Source organism: Pseudomonas sp. S04 (assembly GCF_009834545.1).
Lineage (GTDB): Bacteria > Pseudomonadota > Gammaproteobacteria > Pseudomonadales > Pseudomonadaceae > Aquipseudomonas.
This window is the reverse complement of record NZ_CP019427.1, coordinates 3,214,060-3,227,221: the sequence shown is the minus strand read 5'-3', so window position 1 is coordinate 3,227,221 and position 13,162 is coordinate 3,214,060. Positions and strand designations below refer to the sequence as shown.

The window sequence follows — 13,162 nt, the reverse complement described above, 5'->3', positions numbered from 1 at the left end:
AAATGACCCGTTTGTTCAATGAACCTTCAGCCTTCACCAGTGAGCTGGTGGAGGGGTTTGTCGCCGCGCACCGCGACAAAGTACGCCAGGTGCCCGGCGGAGTGATGCGCTGCACCCGCTCTCAAGAGGGTTCGGTTGCCGTGGTGATCGGTGGTGGCTCGGGGCATTACCCGGCGTTCGCGGGACTGGTTGGCCAGGGCCTGGCCCACGCGGCAGTGATGGGCAACCTGTTCGCCTCGCCCTCCGCGCAGCAGATCTATGCTGTCTCCCGTGCCGCGCAGACCGGCGGTGGGGTGTTGCTGGGGTATGGCAACTATGCCGGGGACGTGCTGCATTTCGGCCTGGCCAAGGATCGATTGAACGCCGAAGGCATCCGCTGCGAGGTGATCGCGGTCACGGACGATATCTCCAGCGCTTCCAGTGACGAGCTGCACAAGCGTCGTGGCATTGCCGGTGACCTGGTGGTGTTCAAGGCGGCGGCCGCGGCGTCCGAGGCGGGATATGACTTCGATGCTGTGGTGCGTGTTGCACGGCATGCCAATGCTCGCACCCGCTCGCTGGGTGTGGCGTTCTCTGGCTGCACGTTGCCGGGCGCCGACCATCCGTTGTTCGACGTGCCGCAGGGCCAGATGGCGCTGGGCATGGGTATTCATGGTGAACCCGGGATTAGCGAAGGCCCGGTGCCAAGTGCCGATGAACTAGCCGAGATTTTAGTCTCGTCGCTGCTCAAGGAGCTGCCGCAAGGTATCACCGAGGTGGCCGGGCAGCGTGTCGCGGTCATCCTCAACGGTCTTGGCAGCGTCAAGTACGAAGAGCTGTTCGTGCTCTATCGGCGGGTCGCGCAACTACTCGAAGCCAGCGGACTGACCGTGGTCGAGCCTGAAGTGGGTGAACTGGTCACCAGTTTCGACATGGCGGGTTTGTCGCTGACCCTGTGCTGGCTGGACGAGGAGCTGGAAGGCTTTTGGTGCGCACCGACATCGACCCCGGCTTATCGCAAGGGCGTGACCCGCGTTGCCGAACGCTTGAGCGAAGAGCACGCGCCCGTGGTAGCGGTAACGGTGATTCCACCCTCCAGCACCAAGTCTCGGCGCTCGGCGCATTGCGTCATGCAGGCGCTGGAGGCAGCGCAAAAAGTGCTGATCGAACAGGTCGATGAACTCGGCCGTATCGATGCGGTGGCCGGCGACGGTGATCATGGCATCGGCATGCAGCGTGGAATCATCGCCGCAGTGGGCAGGGCGGGCGAAGTCCTGGCCATGGAGGCGGGTGCCGGGACCTTGTTGCGCATGGCCGCCGATGCCTGGGCCGATCAGGCCGGTGGGACGTCGGGGGCGATCTGGGGCGTACTGCTGACCGCGCTTGGCACCTCGCTTGGGGATGTTCTGGATCCAGACGCGAGGTTAGTGGCCCAAGGGATTCGCCAGGCGAGCGACGGCATTCAGCACTTTGGCAAGGCGCAGGTGGGCGACAAGACCATGGTTGACGTTCTGGTGCCGTTCAGTTCAGCGCTGAGCGAGGCTGCCGCACGCGGCCTGGAGTTGCATCACGCCTGGCAACTGGCTGCTCAGGTGGCTGCCGAGGCAGCGGCCGCCACTGCCGACCTGCGCCCACGTATCGGCCGCGCCCGCCCTCTGGCGGAAAAAAGCCTCGGTACACCGGATGCCGGCGCCGTGTCGCTTTCCCTGATCATCAATGCCATCGAGCCCGTCCTGCGGGCCGGCACGCTGGCACCCCGTCGTATCGAGGAGACAGTTCATGAATAACCCACTGCGCATCGTCATCGGCTCGGATGACGCCGGTTACGAATACAAGGAAGCGCTCAAGCGCGACCTGCTTGCCAACCCGGATGTCGAGTTGATCGAAGACGTCGGCGTCGACAGCCAGAGCCACACCGCGTATCCGCTGGTGGCCATCGCGGCTGCGGAAAAGGTCGCATCCGGTGCGGCTGACCGTGCGCTGCTGATCTGTGGCACCGGGCTGGGCATGGCCATCTCCGCCAACAAGGTGCCGGGGGTTCGCGCAGTGACCGCCCATGACAGTTTTTCGGTGGAGCGCGCGGTGTTGAGCAACAACTCCCAGGTGCTGACGCTCGGTCAACGAGTGATTGGCCTGGAGTTGGCTCGGCGCCTGCTCAAGGAGTGGCTGACCTATCGCTTCGACGAGCATTCGGCGTCTGCGCAGAAGGTCCAGACCCTGACCGATTACGAGCGGGTCAGCGCACGATGAGCACACCCGTCATCACGCTCGGTGTCAGCCTGAAGATGTATTTCGGCTATCGCCAAACCCTGGAATGGTGCCAGGCCATTGCCCGGCAACTGAGCGCCCATGCCGATGTGCGCAGCGCAGCGATCGAGGTATTCGTGATTCCCAGCCACCCGACGTTGACGCCTGTGCTGGAGATCTTCGACGGGTTGGCCCGGGTCGGTGCGCAGAATCTGTTCTGGGAAGATCAAGGCGCCTACACCGGTGAAGTCAGTCCGCTGATGTTGCGTGAGATGGGCTGCAGCGTCGCCGAGATCGGGCACGCCGAGCGACGTCGGTACTTCGCCGAGACCGATCGGCAGATTGCCGACAAGACCGCCGCGGCCTGGCGCAATGACTTGACCCCGGTGCTGTGCCTGGGCGAGGAACGTCACGGTCGGGTACAGGATGCGGTGCAGGTGTGTCTGCAACAGCTCGATGCTGCATTGGCCTCGGCCCGCCAGGCCGGTCTGAGCGGCGAGCTGATCCTCGCTTACGAACCGCAATGGGCCATCGGCGCGGCTCAACCAGCGTCCGCCGAGTACATCGGTCAAGTGTGCCAGGCGTTGCGCAATGCCGTGGCCGGGAGCGGCACTCGGGTGATTTATGGCGGCAGCGCCGGCCCCGGATTACTGAGCCAGTTGGGTGGCCAGGTCGACGGCCTGTTCCTGGGGCGCTTCGCCCATGATCCAGGCGCTTTTCAATCGATTCTCGACGAGGCGGCAAAGCTCTGCGGCCCTACGTCTGCCCGTGAAATGGAGGGCGCATCATGGCAATCGGCCTGAGTACCTATTCGTTCTTCTGGCGTGCCAGCGAGCGCGTCCCGCAACCGCTGTATCTGCCACAAATGCTGCAGCAGACCGCTGAGCTGGGCGCCGGGGTATTCCAGATCTGCGACTACAAGGCGCTTGAAGCATTGAGTGCCAGCGAGCTGGGCGACCTCAGGCGCCAGGCCGACGACCTCGGACTGGTGCTGGAACTGGGTACTCGTGGCCTGGACACCGAACACCTGCGCAAGTACCTGAGTATCGCCGAGGCCCTGGATGTGCGCGTGTTGCGCAGTATGTTCAACAGCAACAGCCTGAAACCGACGTCCGAACAGGCCTTCGAACTGCTGCAAAGGGTAATGCCGCAGTTCGTCGAGCAGGACGTCAAGCTGGCCCTGGAGACCTACGAGCAAGTGCCGACGCGCACCGTACTGGATGTCGTCGAACGTATCGACAGCCCGTGGCTGGGTATCTGCCTGGACCCCGGCAATTGCGTGGCAGCGCTGGAAAATCCGCGCGAGGTCATCGACATGACCGCGGAACGGGTACTGAACCTGCACGTCAAGGATTTCGCCTTTTCCCGGCGCGATGGCTGGGTCGGTTTTACCTTCGCAGGATGCCCAATGGGCGAGGGCCTGCTGGACTACGCCTACATGCGCGGCAAGGTTCGACCGAACAGCCGGCACATCAACCAGATCATCGAACACTGGCTCCCCTGGCAACTCGACGCGGCCACCACCTGCGCGCTCGAAGACCAGTGGACCCGACATAACCTGAACTACCTGAATACAAAGCAAACCGAGGAATGACCCCATGACATACGAACTCAACAAAATTGCGATTGTGGGTGCCGGCGGCAAGATGGGCATGCGCATCTCGCAAAACCTGCAAGGCAGCCATTACAGTGTTGCCTACTGCGAAAACTCGCCCAAGGCTCAGGAGCAGATTGTCGCGGCGGGGCGCAGCCTGTCGGCCACCAACGATGTCGTGCCGCAGGCCGATGTGGTGATTTTGGCCGTGCCGGACGTGGCCCTCGAAGCCGTATCGGCACAGGTCGTGCCACAGATGAAGAGCGGCGCGATCCTGCTGACCCTCGACCCGGCGGCGTCCTATGCCGGACTGCTGGCCCAGCGCGATGGCATTCACCAGGCCGTGGCGCACCCTTGCCATCCCTCGGTATTTCTGGAGCGCTACACCAAGGAAGAACACGCCGATGCCTTCGGCGGTAACGCGGCGGTGCAGGATGTCTGCGCCGCGTTTGAAACCGGCAACGACAAGCAGCGCTCGGAACTGGCCAACATTATCGCGGTAATGTACGGCCCGGTTGGCGAAGTGCATTGGGTAACCGTCAAGCAACTGGCCTATCTGGAGCCAACGCTGGTGGAAACCGTCGCCTGCATGGTCGGTAGTTTCATGAAAGAAGCGCTGGACGAGACCATCAACCGCATCGGTGTCCCTGAAGCGGCGGCCAAGGCCATGCTCTATGGCCATATCCAGATTGCGCTGGCGGTGTCCTTCCGCAGCACCAACCCATTCTCCGATGCCTGCATGATTGCCATGGAATATGGCCGCGAGAAGATCATCAAGCCGGACTGGAAGAAGATCTTCGACGAGAAAGAACTCGACCTGATCATTGCCCGCATGTTGAAAATCGATGCAGTGCGCAAAGCCGATGCGGCTTGATCCATACTGAAAACCAAGTACTTTTTGACGTCCGGGCGGTGAACACCTCCGGGCGTCTTTTTTTATCTGCAGCCAAGGAGATGAACAATGGACCGTCCACCGTTGCGTGGTGCGCTGATCGGTTGTGGCTTTTTCGCCCTCAATCAGCTGCGCGCCTGGCAGGACCTCAGTGGCGTGCAGATCGTTGCCCTGTGCGACAGCGACCCGCAACGGCTAGCGGCCTTCGCTGAACATGCGCCGGACGCGGCAACCTATACCGATGCGCAGGCCATGCTGGGCGAGTTGGAACTGGATTTTGTCGACATCGCGACACCGACCTCGGCGCACAAGGCGCTGGTGCTGATGGGCGCCGAGGCGGGTGTCGATATCATCTGCCAGAAACCGTTTGCGGCAACGCTGGACGATGCCCGGCTGATGATCGACACCTGTGCGGCCCTGGGTGTGAGCTTGACCGTGCATGAGAATTTTCGGTGGCAGGCGCCGGTTCGGGCAGCGATCGAACAGCTGCGCAGCGGGGTGATCGGCACCGCCTTTTTTGGCCGCGTGAGCTTTCGCAGCGGCTTCGATGTCTATCGCTTGCAACCGTATCTGGCGAAGGCTCCGCGCTTCATCATCGAGGACCTCGGCGTGCATGTGCTGGACATCGCCCGGGCGTTGTTTGGCGATGTCTCGCGACTGACTTGCGAGACCCGTCGGGTCAATGGCGCAATAGCAGGCGAGGACGTCGCGACGGTGCTTCTGGCGCACGAGCAGGGGGCGACCAGCGTGGTGGACTTCAGCTATGCGACCCAACTGGCCAGTGACCCGTTCCCGCAGAGTCTGCTCGAGGTGGACGGCGATCGCGGCTCGTTGCGCCTGCTGGCGGACTTTCGCTTGCAGATCCACGACGCCCAGGGGAATGTCGAAACACTGGATGTCTCGCCGGATGCGCCTACCTGGAGTGATGCCCCCTGGCAGCCGATACAGGAAAGCGTGCTGCGCTTGCAGCGTGAGTGGTTGGCTGATCGACGTGGCAACCGGGAGTCGGAGACCTCGGGTGCGGATAACTTCAACACCCAGGCGTTGGTGGAGGCTGCGTATGAATCTGCGAGCAGAGGAACCACGGTGGTGCCCGCCAGGTTTGTAGCTGCTTGAACAGGGATGTCCCCACGCACCGCATGGGGACATTTGCCACTCAGCGCATGCCGAATCCGCCCTCACGCACTTGCTTGCTGTTGTCTCTGGAGACCATTACGCAATCCACCGATTGCTTCTCGGGTTTGTCGGTCTTGCCGGTGCGCAGAAGCTGATCGGCCTGTTCCATGGCCATCGCCGCCATTTGCGTCGCCTGTTGCAGGCCGGTGGCGATGATCGGGCCGTCACCGGTAATCTGCCGGACGACATCGGGGTTGCCGTCGATGCCGACTACTTTCACTTCGCCCTTGCCGGCGTTCTTCAACGCCGCGGCGGCGCCCAGTGCCATGGTGTCGTTGCCGGCCAGGACGCCGACGATGTTCGGGTGAGCCTGGATGATCGATTGCATGACGTTGTAGCCCTGGGTCTGGTCCCAGTTGGCTGACTGCTGCGAGACCATTTTCAAATCCGGGATCTGGTCGAGCACGCGATGGAAACCTTCCGAGCGGACATGGGCGTTGACATCGGAAGTGCGCCCGATCAGCTCCACATATTCACCCTTGAAACCGACCTGCTCGGCGAAGTATTCCGCAACTGACGTCGCGCATTGTGAGTTGTTGGAAACGATCTGCGCCGTGGCAATGCCGTTGGCGTTGACTTCCCGATCGATCAGGAACACCGGAATCTTCGCTTCCTGTGCACGCTTCACCGCTGCGATGGAGGCGTCGGAACCGGCGTTGTCGAGAATGATCGCAGAGGCGTTGTCGCCGATGGCGGTCTGCACCAGGCGTAATTGGATGTCCGGATCGTCCTGATGCACCAGCGCGTTGGTGCGATAACCGAGCTTCTTGGCCGCCGCAACGGCAGTATCGGATTCGGCCTTGTAAAACGCATTGCTGTGCGACGGCGTGATGACCACGATCAGATGATCCGAGGTTTTGAATTCTGCGGCGGTGGCCGCCAGCGGCAGCATCGACGCGGACAACATGGCCAGGGAAAGCAACTGACGGGAGAAGAGTTTTTTCATTGTTGTAGTCATCCCTTTATGTGATTGAAAGTCACGCAGTGGTGCTCGGCGTACCCCGGTCTTCCTGGGCTTTGGCCTGGCGTTCTGCGCTTGATTTTTCGACACGGCGTTGCAATTGGTCGACCACCACGGCCAGTACGATCACCGCGCCGGTAATAACGGTCTGCCAGAAGTCGGAAATACCCACCAGTACCATCCCGTTGCTTAGCACCCCGAGGACAAAGGCACCGATGATCGTGCCGCCAATGGTACCTACGCCCCCGAACAGCGAGGCGCCGCCCAGCACCACCACGGCGATAGCGTTGAGTTCGTAGGAGGTGGCGATGGCCGGGTTGGCGGCGCCCAGGCGCGAGGCAATGATCAGCCCCGCCAGGGCGGCGCAGAAGCCGGAGATAGCGTAGGTGCCAATCTTCACCCGACTGACCCGCACGCCCGAGAGCTCGGCGGTGCGTTCGTTGCCGCCAATGGCGAACACCTGGCGACCAAAAACGGTCTTGCGGCTGATGTACACGGCCACCAGGGTCAACAGGATCATCAGCCAGATTGACACCGGCACGGACAACAGCCGCGCAGTGCCCAGCAGCAGGAAACCGCTGTTGTTCAGTTCGACCTGGCCCGTGAGGTCGCCATACGTGGCTCCACCGGACACCAGTTGCGCCGCGCCACGGGCCATGTACAGCATGCCCAGGGTCATGATGAACGGCGTGACTTTCAGGCGCGTGATGAACCAGCCGTTGACCGCGCCCACCAGGGTCCCCAGCGCAAGGCTCAGAATACACACGACCGGAATGCTGAAAAACGCCGAGACGCCCAGCCATGGCAGGCGCAGCCCCTCGGTGATCAAGTAGCCGGCGACCATCGCGGCCAGTCCCGCCACTGCGCCAACGGACAGGTCGATGCCGGCCGCAAGGATGACGAACGTCATGCCGATACCCAGGATTGCGAACACCGCCACCTGCTCGGTCACGATGACCAGGTTACGGGCCGACAGGAACGACGGCGCAATGGAGGAGAACAGCACCACCAGCAGCGCCAGCGCCAGGTAGGCGCGCAGTCGGAGCAGCAACAACGGTAGGGAGCGCATGTTCAACGCGGTAGATTTTCGGGCAGGCATGGAAAGAGAATCGGCCATCATGCAGTTTCCTTTTCAGTGGGCGCCAAGGCTGTCGAGTCCTTGCGCGAGACTTGCGACCAGCCCACCAGTGTGGGTTCGTCCAGTTGCTGGCGGGTTAGATTGGCGGTGATGCGGCCCTGACACATCACCAGTGCCCGGTCTGCGCCACCGATGATTTCGGTCAGGTCGCTGGAGGCATAGAGAATTGTCAGGCCGTTCTTCGCCAGGCGATCCAGCACCTCGAACAGCTCGCGCCGGGCCTTGATGTCGATCCCGCGGGTCGGCTCGTCGAGCAGCAACACATGGGGTTCTGTAAGCAGGTTCTTGCCCACCACGACTTTCTGCTGGTTGCCGCCGGACAGTGAAGAAATCGCGACGTCGGCATGCTCGGCCTTGATGTGCAGTTCGCGAATCATCCGTGCCACGTCGTCGTCCATCGGCTGGCGAGCCAGACCGTCGGCGCGGCTGTAGCGGGTTAGATTGGCCAGCAACAAGTTGTCGCGCACGCTGGCGCTGGCAACCAGCCCGAGCTTCTGCCGGTCCTCGGGCACCAGGGCAATACCGGCGCGTATGCGACCGGCGATATCCTGCGCCAATGGCAGGGTTTGGCCGTTGATCTCGATGCGTCCGCCGATGGCGCGTCGCAGACCGATCAGGGTTTCGAACAGTTCGGTGCGGCCTGCGCCCATCAGTCCGTAGAACGCGACGATCTCGCCGCGTCGTATGCTGAACGAAACCTTGTTCAATAACAGCGAACCTTGATCGCTCGCCACTTCCAGGTCGCAAACCCGCAGTACGACAGGTGCCAGTTGATGCACCGCAGGGTCGGTGCCAGTGCGCAATTGAGTGTTCATCTGGCTGCCGATCATGCGCTCCACCAGCCAGTCGACGGTGACGGCGTCGCGCACACCAGTGCCCACCAGATGGCCGTCGCGCAGGACGGTGAAGTGGTCGCCGATCTCGATCAGTTCATCCAGGCGATGGGAGATGTAGATGATCGAGACGCCCTGACGCTTGAGGTCGGTGATCAGCGAAAACAGAATACCGACCTCGGCTTCGCTCAGCGAAGAGGTGGGTTCGTCGAGGATCAGCACCCGCACATCACTTACCAACACTTTGGCGATCTCGACGATCTGCCGCTTACCGATGCTCAGATCCTGCACCAGCGCATCGACGTCGATGTCCTGGCCCATGCGCTGCAGGGTGGCGTGCGCCAATTGGCGCTGCTCGCCGTGCAAGACCCGACCAAAGCGGGTGCATCGCTCTTTGCCGATGAACATGTTCTCGGCAACGCTGAGGTTCGGGCACAGGTTGAGCTCCTGATGCACGATACCGATGCCACGGGCCATGGCTTCGCGGGGACTGTTCAGCGTCAATGCCTGTTCGCCGGCGAACATCTGCCCGGAAGTTGGCTGCTCGATCCCCGCGAGGATTTTCATCAACGTCGATTTGCCGGCGCCGTTCTCGCCAATCAGCACATTGACCTTGCCATGCACCACATCAAAGTCCACGCCTTTGAGCGCGGTAGTGCCCTGGTACACCTTGCGTATCTGCCGCAGGCGCATGGCTAGCGTGAGGGCGGGGGAGTGCGCGTTCATCGGCTACTCCTCCACCGTCAGGCTGACGGGCACGATGCGGATTGTGGTGGGCGATTGCAGGTTGAACACACCACTGAACGTGACCGTCTTGCCTGCCAGGCTGGCGGCCGGAACCTGCCCGTAGGCACGGGCCAATGCTTGCTTGTTGAGGGCGGCGGCCACGTCGGCGTATTGGGTCTGGTTGGTAAATGCGTTCAACGACATATTGCTGGCGACATCGCGCAGTGCAGTGCTGATGACTAACGGGCCGGTCAGCAGTTGAATCTTTTGCCCGACCAGCTCAGGGTTGTCGGGGAACTCCAGCGTGAGCAGCCCCAAGGGTGACTTCAGGTTGGCCTCGGCAACGCGCGCGGTGCCGCTGACCACGAAGTTTTTTGTCGCGCCTGGATGGGGAACGGCGAAACGTGTGGCTGCATCAGCAGGGTTTGCGGCGATGGCAGCGAGCACGGTTGGCAGGTCGACGGCGTCCTTGTCCAGCACCGGTTGCACGTCGCTGGCCCATTGCTGCTCGACAAACTGCTCGGGATTAAAACTGTTGATCGCGAATTTCTGGTTGAGCCCTTTGGCGTTGGCGCTCTGCGCCGTGTTGAGTACGACTCGGCCGGTGGCCGGATCAAGGGGGCGCAGGCTGACGAGCGGGCCGCCAATCAACGTCGTGGCCACCAGCGCTGCAGCCACGACAGCCACTATCGCAACAGCTGGGACGCCTCGGGAAAACCCCGAAGGTTTACCGGATACAGTCAAGCCCATGCAGATCTCCTCGCCTCAAGGCGATTTTTTTGTACTTGTTAGGAGGTTCAGTCATCACTATATATCATCATCATACCAGTTCAAGGTAGAGTCTTTTTCCTAAGCTTGTGCGCATTGGGTCCTACCTTGATGCCAACCATAACCAGAGCAGGAATCTCGTCGATGAGCTCATCGCAAGCCCAGGATTACCGTCTTTACGGCACTTCGCAGCCGCCTGCCGAAGGGCAGCAAGTAGCGATGCTGGACCTGACCTTTGTTGCCGAAGGTGCGCAGTTACGGCGCTTTTGTGTCGACCAACGGGAGATCATGCGCAGTGTCGGCCTGGTGATACGTGATGAATTCTGGGGGACGCATCACCTGCTCCAGCAACGCCTGGAAACCCGCTCGGAGCATCGACAATGGTGGCGGAAGGTCGAGGGGATAGTGGCTTCTAACGCCGACAAGCCGGTGCTGGACTGGCGATTGGAGATGGACATCCGTGGCGACAGGCTATCGATCAAGGCCGAGTTGAGCGCGCGGCGGGATTTTTCCACCTGCCGCGCCGGGTTGATGCTGCTGCACCCACTCGACGGAGTCGTCGGCGCACCGGTGTCTGTGATCCATAGCGATAACCAGCAAGAAGAGGGCGTCTTCCCTGACCTGATCAGTGCGAGTCAGCCTTTTTTCGATATCGCCGGCCTGGTGCATTCACCTGCGCCCGGCCTGGTGCTGGACTGGCGCCTGAGTGGCGATGTGTTTGAAATGGAGGACCAGCGCAATTGGTCCGATGCCTCGTTCAAGACGTATAACCGGCCGCTGGCGTTGCCTTGCCCGTACGTCATTGAGGCAGGTCAGCGCGTCGAACAGCGCATCGAACTGACCGTGCTACGCAATCAGGACTACCGGCCATGAGCACCATCCGCATCGCCATCGAAGGTACATCCGCACATCCGTTGCCTGCACTGGGCCATGGTCTGTGGGTCAACCACCTGGAAGACGTGGACGCCGTTCAAACGCTGATCGAGCAACTCGGTGGTGCGCACCTGGAGTTGCTGGTCGATCTTCGCCAACCCGGCAGTCTTGAACGGCTGCGCGACGCTTTATCGGTGTGTCAGCGTACCCAGACCGAGGCCTGGTTGTTGGTGATTGTCAGTGACCAGACGCCAGAGAAACAAATACGCGACCTGGCCCGGATGCTGGCAACCGCGCCCTGTGTCCCGCGAGGCATTCTGGCCACGCCGGCAACCTATCTGGAGAGTTACCAGCCCAACGGCCAGTGGCCAAACGGCCCAACCCCCGACGATATTGCCGCGCTTACCGCCGAGCTGCTGCCTGGCTACCTGATCGGTGGCGGCGTTCCAACCTACTTCACTGAATTGAATCGCTGTCGCCCGGCTGCCGAGCGATTCGATTATCTGACCCACGCGACTTCGCCCATTGTGCATGCAGCCGATGACCTGTCGGTGATGGAGTCCCTGCAATCACTGGGCGATATCGCCCGCTCGGCGCGTCTACTGGCCCACGGCAAACCCTATCGCCTGACCACCACGGCCATCGGTGCCTGGCGCAACCCGTACGGCGGCCAACTGACGCCCAATCCACGGCGCGAGCGTGTGACCCTCAGCGACCAGGATCCACGCCAGCGAGGCCAGTTCGCGGCCGCCTGGACGGTGGCGCACTACGCCGCCGTCCAGCGGGCAGGCGTCGACGCCATAGCGCTGTGGGCCGTCAATCAACCTTTCGCGGTCGCGGAGTCCGGCGAGTTGTGGCCGATCTTTCATGCCTTGCGAGGGTTGAACCGAGGCCGAGGTAAAACCGCCCTGGATATTGGCGCTTCTTCGGCGGCCGTTTCCGTGCTGGCCTGGCGAGAGGAGAAAGGGATTGAGGTATGGGTGGCCAACCTGACAGGCCGTGAGCAGGCCATCGAGTTGACCGGGATGGGCATTGATGGCATCACTCGCCTGGATGCCGATACCTGTAGCAGCGCACAGAACGATCCGGGCTTCATTCACCGAAGATTCAGCCCTGGCTACGGCCTGCCTGTCATTGCGCCTTATGGCGTGCTCGTTCTGGACTGCCAATGTAATGTTGAGAGTGGCTTATAATCACGTTAACGTTGCCGCTATTTACGCTTTCACGATAGAGATGTCGATTAATGTCAGAGATCAAGAAACGCACTATTCAACGCAAGAAGCTTTCTGACATCGTCTTTGAGCAACTGATCGGACTCATCCAAGAGGAAAACCTGCAGCCCGGCGATCAAATGCCGGCGGAACGCGAGCTGATGGAAACCTTCGGCGTGGGTCGCCCTGTAGTCCGCGAAGCAATGCAGCGGCTGGCTGGCATGGGCATGATCACCATTCAGCACGGGGAACGAGCCAAGGTCGGGCGTGTGGACATGCACTCCATGATCAACCAGATCGACCTGGCCGCTCGCCATCTGCTTTCCAGCTCGGCGAAAAACGTCGACCACCTGCGTCAGGCTCGCGAGTTTTTTGAGACCGGGCTGGTCAAGATCGCCGCGCAGCAGGCCACGCCCGCCGATGTTGTCAGGCTCGAAGCGGCCTTGGCGAAGATGCACAAGTACCGAGACAGCGACGAGTTTATTCCCGCCGACATGGAGTTTCATGCCGAAATCGCACGCATCTCCGGGAACCCGATCTACATTGCGATTTCTCACGCAATCCTGGAGTGGATGGCCGACTACCGCGAGGACATGTTGCGTTTCAAAGGCCGCGAGATGACGCTCAAGGAGCACGGGACCATTCTTGGTTTTATCAAATCAAATGACCCAGCGGGTGCCGAGCGAGCAATGCATCATCATCTGGTGGAGCGTGGGGAGGAATAAGCGCCGATCAATCCATGCTGGATCATCCGCCAGGCCACT

13 protein-coding genes are annotated in these 13,162 nt (G+C 61.5%); 9 read left to right on the top strand and 4 right to left on the bottom strand.

Translation table 11 applies throughout. The features are described from left to right. Nucleotides 1–2 precede the first annotated feature (2 nt). From PspS04_RS14235 to PspS04_RS14210, 6 genes are all read left to right on the top strand, one after another. Complete coding sequence (locus PspS04_RS14235; protein WP_159996051.1) at nt 3–1,766, top strand: dihydroxyacetone kinase family protein; 1,764 nt, start codon at nt 3–5, stop codon at nt 1,764–1,766. Continuing rightward, a complete protein-coding gene (locus PspS04_RS14230) occupies nt 1,759–2,229 on the top strand; it encodes a ribose-5-phosphate isomerase (RefSeq protein ID WP_095170034.1) in 471 nt (156 codons plus the stop codon). The genes PspS04_RS14235 and PspS04_RS14230 overlap by 8 nt, the downstream gene beginning before the upstream one ends. Beyond that, nucleotides 2,226–3,029, top strand: coding sequence for a triose-phosphate isomerase family protein (locus tag PspS04_RS14225; protein ID WP_159996049.1), 804 nt, complete (start codon nt 2,226–2,228; stop codon nt 3,027–3,029). The genes PspS04_RS14230 and PspS04_RS14225 overlap by 4 nt, the downstream gene beginning before the upstream one ends. After that, on the top strand, nt 3,014–3,820 hold the full coding sequence (locus tag PspS04_RS14220; protein WP_159996047.1) for a sugar phosphate isomerase/epimerase family protein: 807 nt from the start codon (nt 3,014–3,016) through the stop codon (nt 3,818–3,820). Before PspS04_RS14225 ends, PspS04_RS14220 begins: the two co-directional genes overlap by 16 nt. Nucleotides 3,821–3,824: 4 nt before the next feature. Beyond that, nucleotides 3,825–4,694: a phosphogluconate dehydrogenase C-terminal domain-containing protein gene (locus tag PspS04_RS14215; protein WP_159996045.1), complete on the top strand. Its 870-nt coding sequence runs from the start codon at nt 3,825–3,827 to the stop codon at nt 4,692–4,694. Between the two features lie 87 nt (nt 4,695–4,781). Then, the gene (locus tag PspS04_RS14210) at nt 4,782–5,828 is read left to right on the top strand and encodes a Gfo/Idh/MocA family protein (protein WP_159996043.1); all 1,047 of its coding nucleotides are present in this window, start codon (nt 4,782–4,784) and stop codon (nt 5,826–5,828) included. Between the two features lie 40 nt (nt 5,829–5,868). Here the strand turns inward: PspS04_RS14210 and PspS04_RS14205 are convergent, their stop codons facing one another. From PspS04_RS14205 to PspS04_RS14190, 4 genes are read right to left on the bottom strand one after another with little or no spacing between them, the layout of a single operon-like run. Continuing rightward, nucleotides 5,869–6,834, bottom strand: a complete 966-nt coding sequence (locus PspS04_RS14205) for a D-ribose ABC transporter substrate-binding protein (RefSeq protein ID WP_159996041.1) — start codon at nt 6,832–6,834, stop codon at nt 5,869–5,871. 31 nt (nt 6,835–6,865) lie between these two features. Further along, nucleotides 6,866–7,966 carry an ABC transporter permease gene (locus PspS04_RS14200; protein WP_162530205.1) on the bottom strand — a complete coding sequence of 367 codons (1,101 nt, stop codon included), beginning with the start codon at nt 7,964–7,966 and terminating at the stop codon, nt 6,866–6,868. Beyond that, entirely contained in the window at nt 7,966–9,546 is a 1,581-nt protein-coding gene (locus PspS04_RS14195; protein ID WP_159996037.1) for a sugar ABC transporter ATP-binding protein, read from the bottom strand. The genes PspS04_RS14200 and PspS04_RS14195 overlap by 1 nt, the downstream gene beginning before the upstream one ends. 3 nt (nt 9,547–9,549) lie before the next feature. After that, a complete protein-coding gene (locus tag PspS04_RS14190; RefSeq protein ID WP_159996035.1) occupies nt 9,550–10,296 on the bottom strand; it encodes a DUF2291 family protein in 747 nt (248 codons plus the stop codon). Between the two features lie 162 nt (nt 10,297–10,458). On the opposite strand from PspS04_RS14190, the gene PspS04_RS14185 reads away from it, so the two are divergent. From PspS04_RS14185 to nanR, 3 genes are read left to right on the top strand one after another with little or no spacing between them, the layout of a single operon-like run. Then, nucleotides 10,459–11,187, top strand: coding sequence for a hypothetical protein (locus PspS04_RS14185; RefSeq protein ID WP_159996033.1), 729 nt, complete (start codon nt 10,459–10,461; stop codon nt 11,185–11,187). Continuing rightward, entirely contained in the window at nt 11,184–12,380 is a 1,197-nt protein-coding gene (locus tag PspS04_RS14180) for a hypothetical protein (protein ID WP_159996031.1), read from the top strand. The genes PspS04_RS14185 and PspS04_RS14180 overlap by 4 nt, the downstream gene beginning before the upstream one ends. Before the next feature lie 50 nt (nt 12,381–12,430). After that, nucleotides 12,431–13,123, top strand: coding sequence for a transcriptional regulator NanR (nanR, locus tag PspS04_RS14175; protein ID WP_095170045.1), 693 nt, complete (start codon nt 12,431–12,433; stop codon nt 13,121–13,123). The last annotated feature ends 39 nt before the right edge of the window (nt 13,124–13,162 follow it).

Coding starts and splice junctions, on each gene's coding strand:
- PspS04_RS14190 (WP_159996035.1), bottom strand. CDS start 10,296: ATGGGCTTGACTGTATCCGGTAAACCTTCGGGGTTTTCCCGAGGCGTC.
- PspS04_RS14235 (WP_159996051.1), top strand. CDS start 3: ATGACCCGTTTGTTCAATGAACCTTCAGCCTTCACCAGTGAGCTGGTG.
- PspS04_RS14220 (WP_159996047.1), top strand. CDS start 3,014: ATGGCAATCGGCCTGAGTACCTATTCGTTCTTCTGGCGTGCCAGCGAG.
- PspS04_RS14200 (WP_162530205.1), bottom strand. CDS start 7,966: ATGGCCGATTCTCTTTCCATGCCTGCCCGAAAATCTACCGCGTTGAAC.
- nanR (WP_095170045.1), top strand. CDS start 12,431: ATGTCAGAGATCAAGAAACGCACTATTCAACGCAAGAAGCTTTCTGAC.
- PspS04_RS14195 (WP_159996037.1), bottom strand. CDS start 9,546: ATGAACGCGCACTCCCCCGCCCTCACGCTAGCCATGCGCCTGCGGCAG.
- PspS04_RS14185 (WP_159996033.1), top strand. CDS start 10,459: ATGAGCTCATCGCAAGCCCAGGATTACCGTCTTTACGGCACTTCGCAG.
- PspS04_RS14205 (WP_159996041.1), bottom strand. CDS start 6,834: ATGAAAAAACTCTTCTCCCGTCAGTTGCTTTCCCTGGCCATGTTGTCC.
- PspS04_RS14215 (WP_159996045.1), top strand. CDS start 3,825: ATGACATACGAACTCAACAAAATTGCGATTGTGGGTGCCGGCGGCAAG.
- PspS04_RS14180 (WP_159996031.1), top strand. CDS start 11,184: ATGAGCACCATCCGCATCGCCATCGAAGGTACATCCGCACATCCGTTG.
- PspS04_RS14230 (WP_095170034.1), top strand. CDS start 1,759: ATGAATAACCCACTGCGCATCGTCATCGGCTCGGATGACGCCGGTTAC.
- PspS04_RS14225 (WP_159996049.1), top strand. CDS start 2,226: ATGAGCACACCCGTCATCACGCTCGGTGTCAGCCTGAAGATGTATTTC.
- PspS04_RS14210 (WP_159996043.1), top strand. CDS start 4,782: ATGGACCGTCCACCGTTGCGTGGTGCGCTGATCGGTTGTGGCTTTTTC.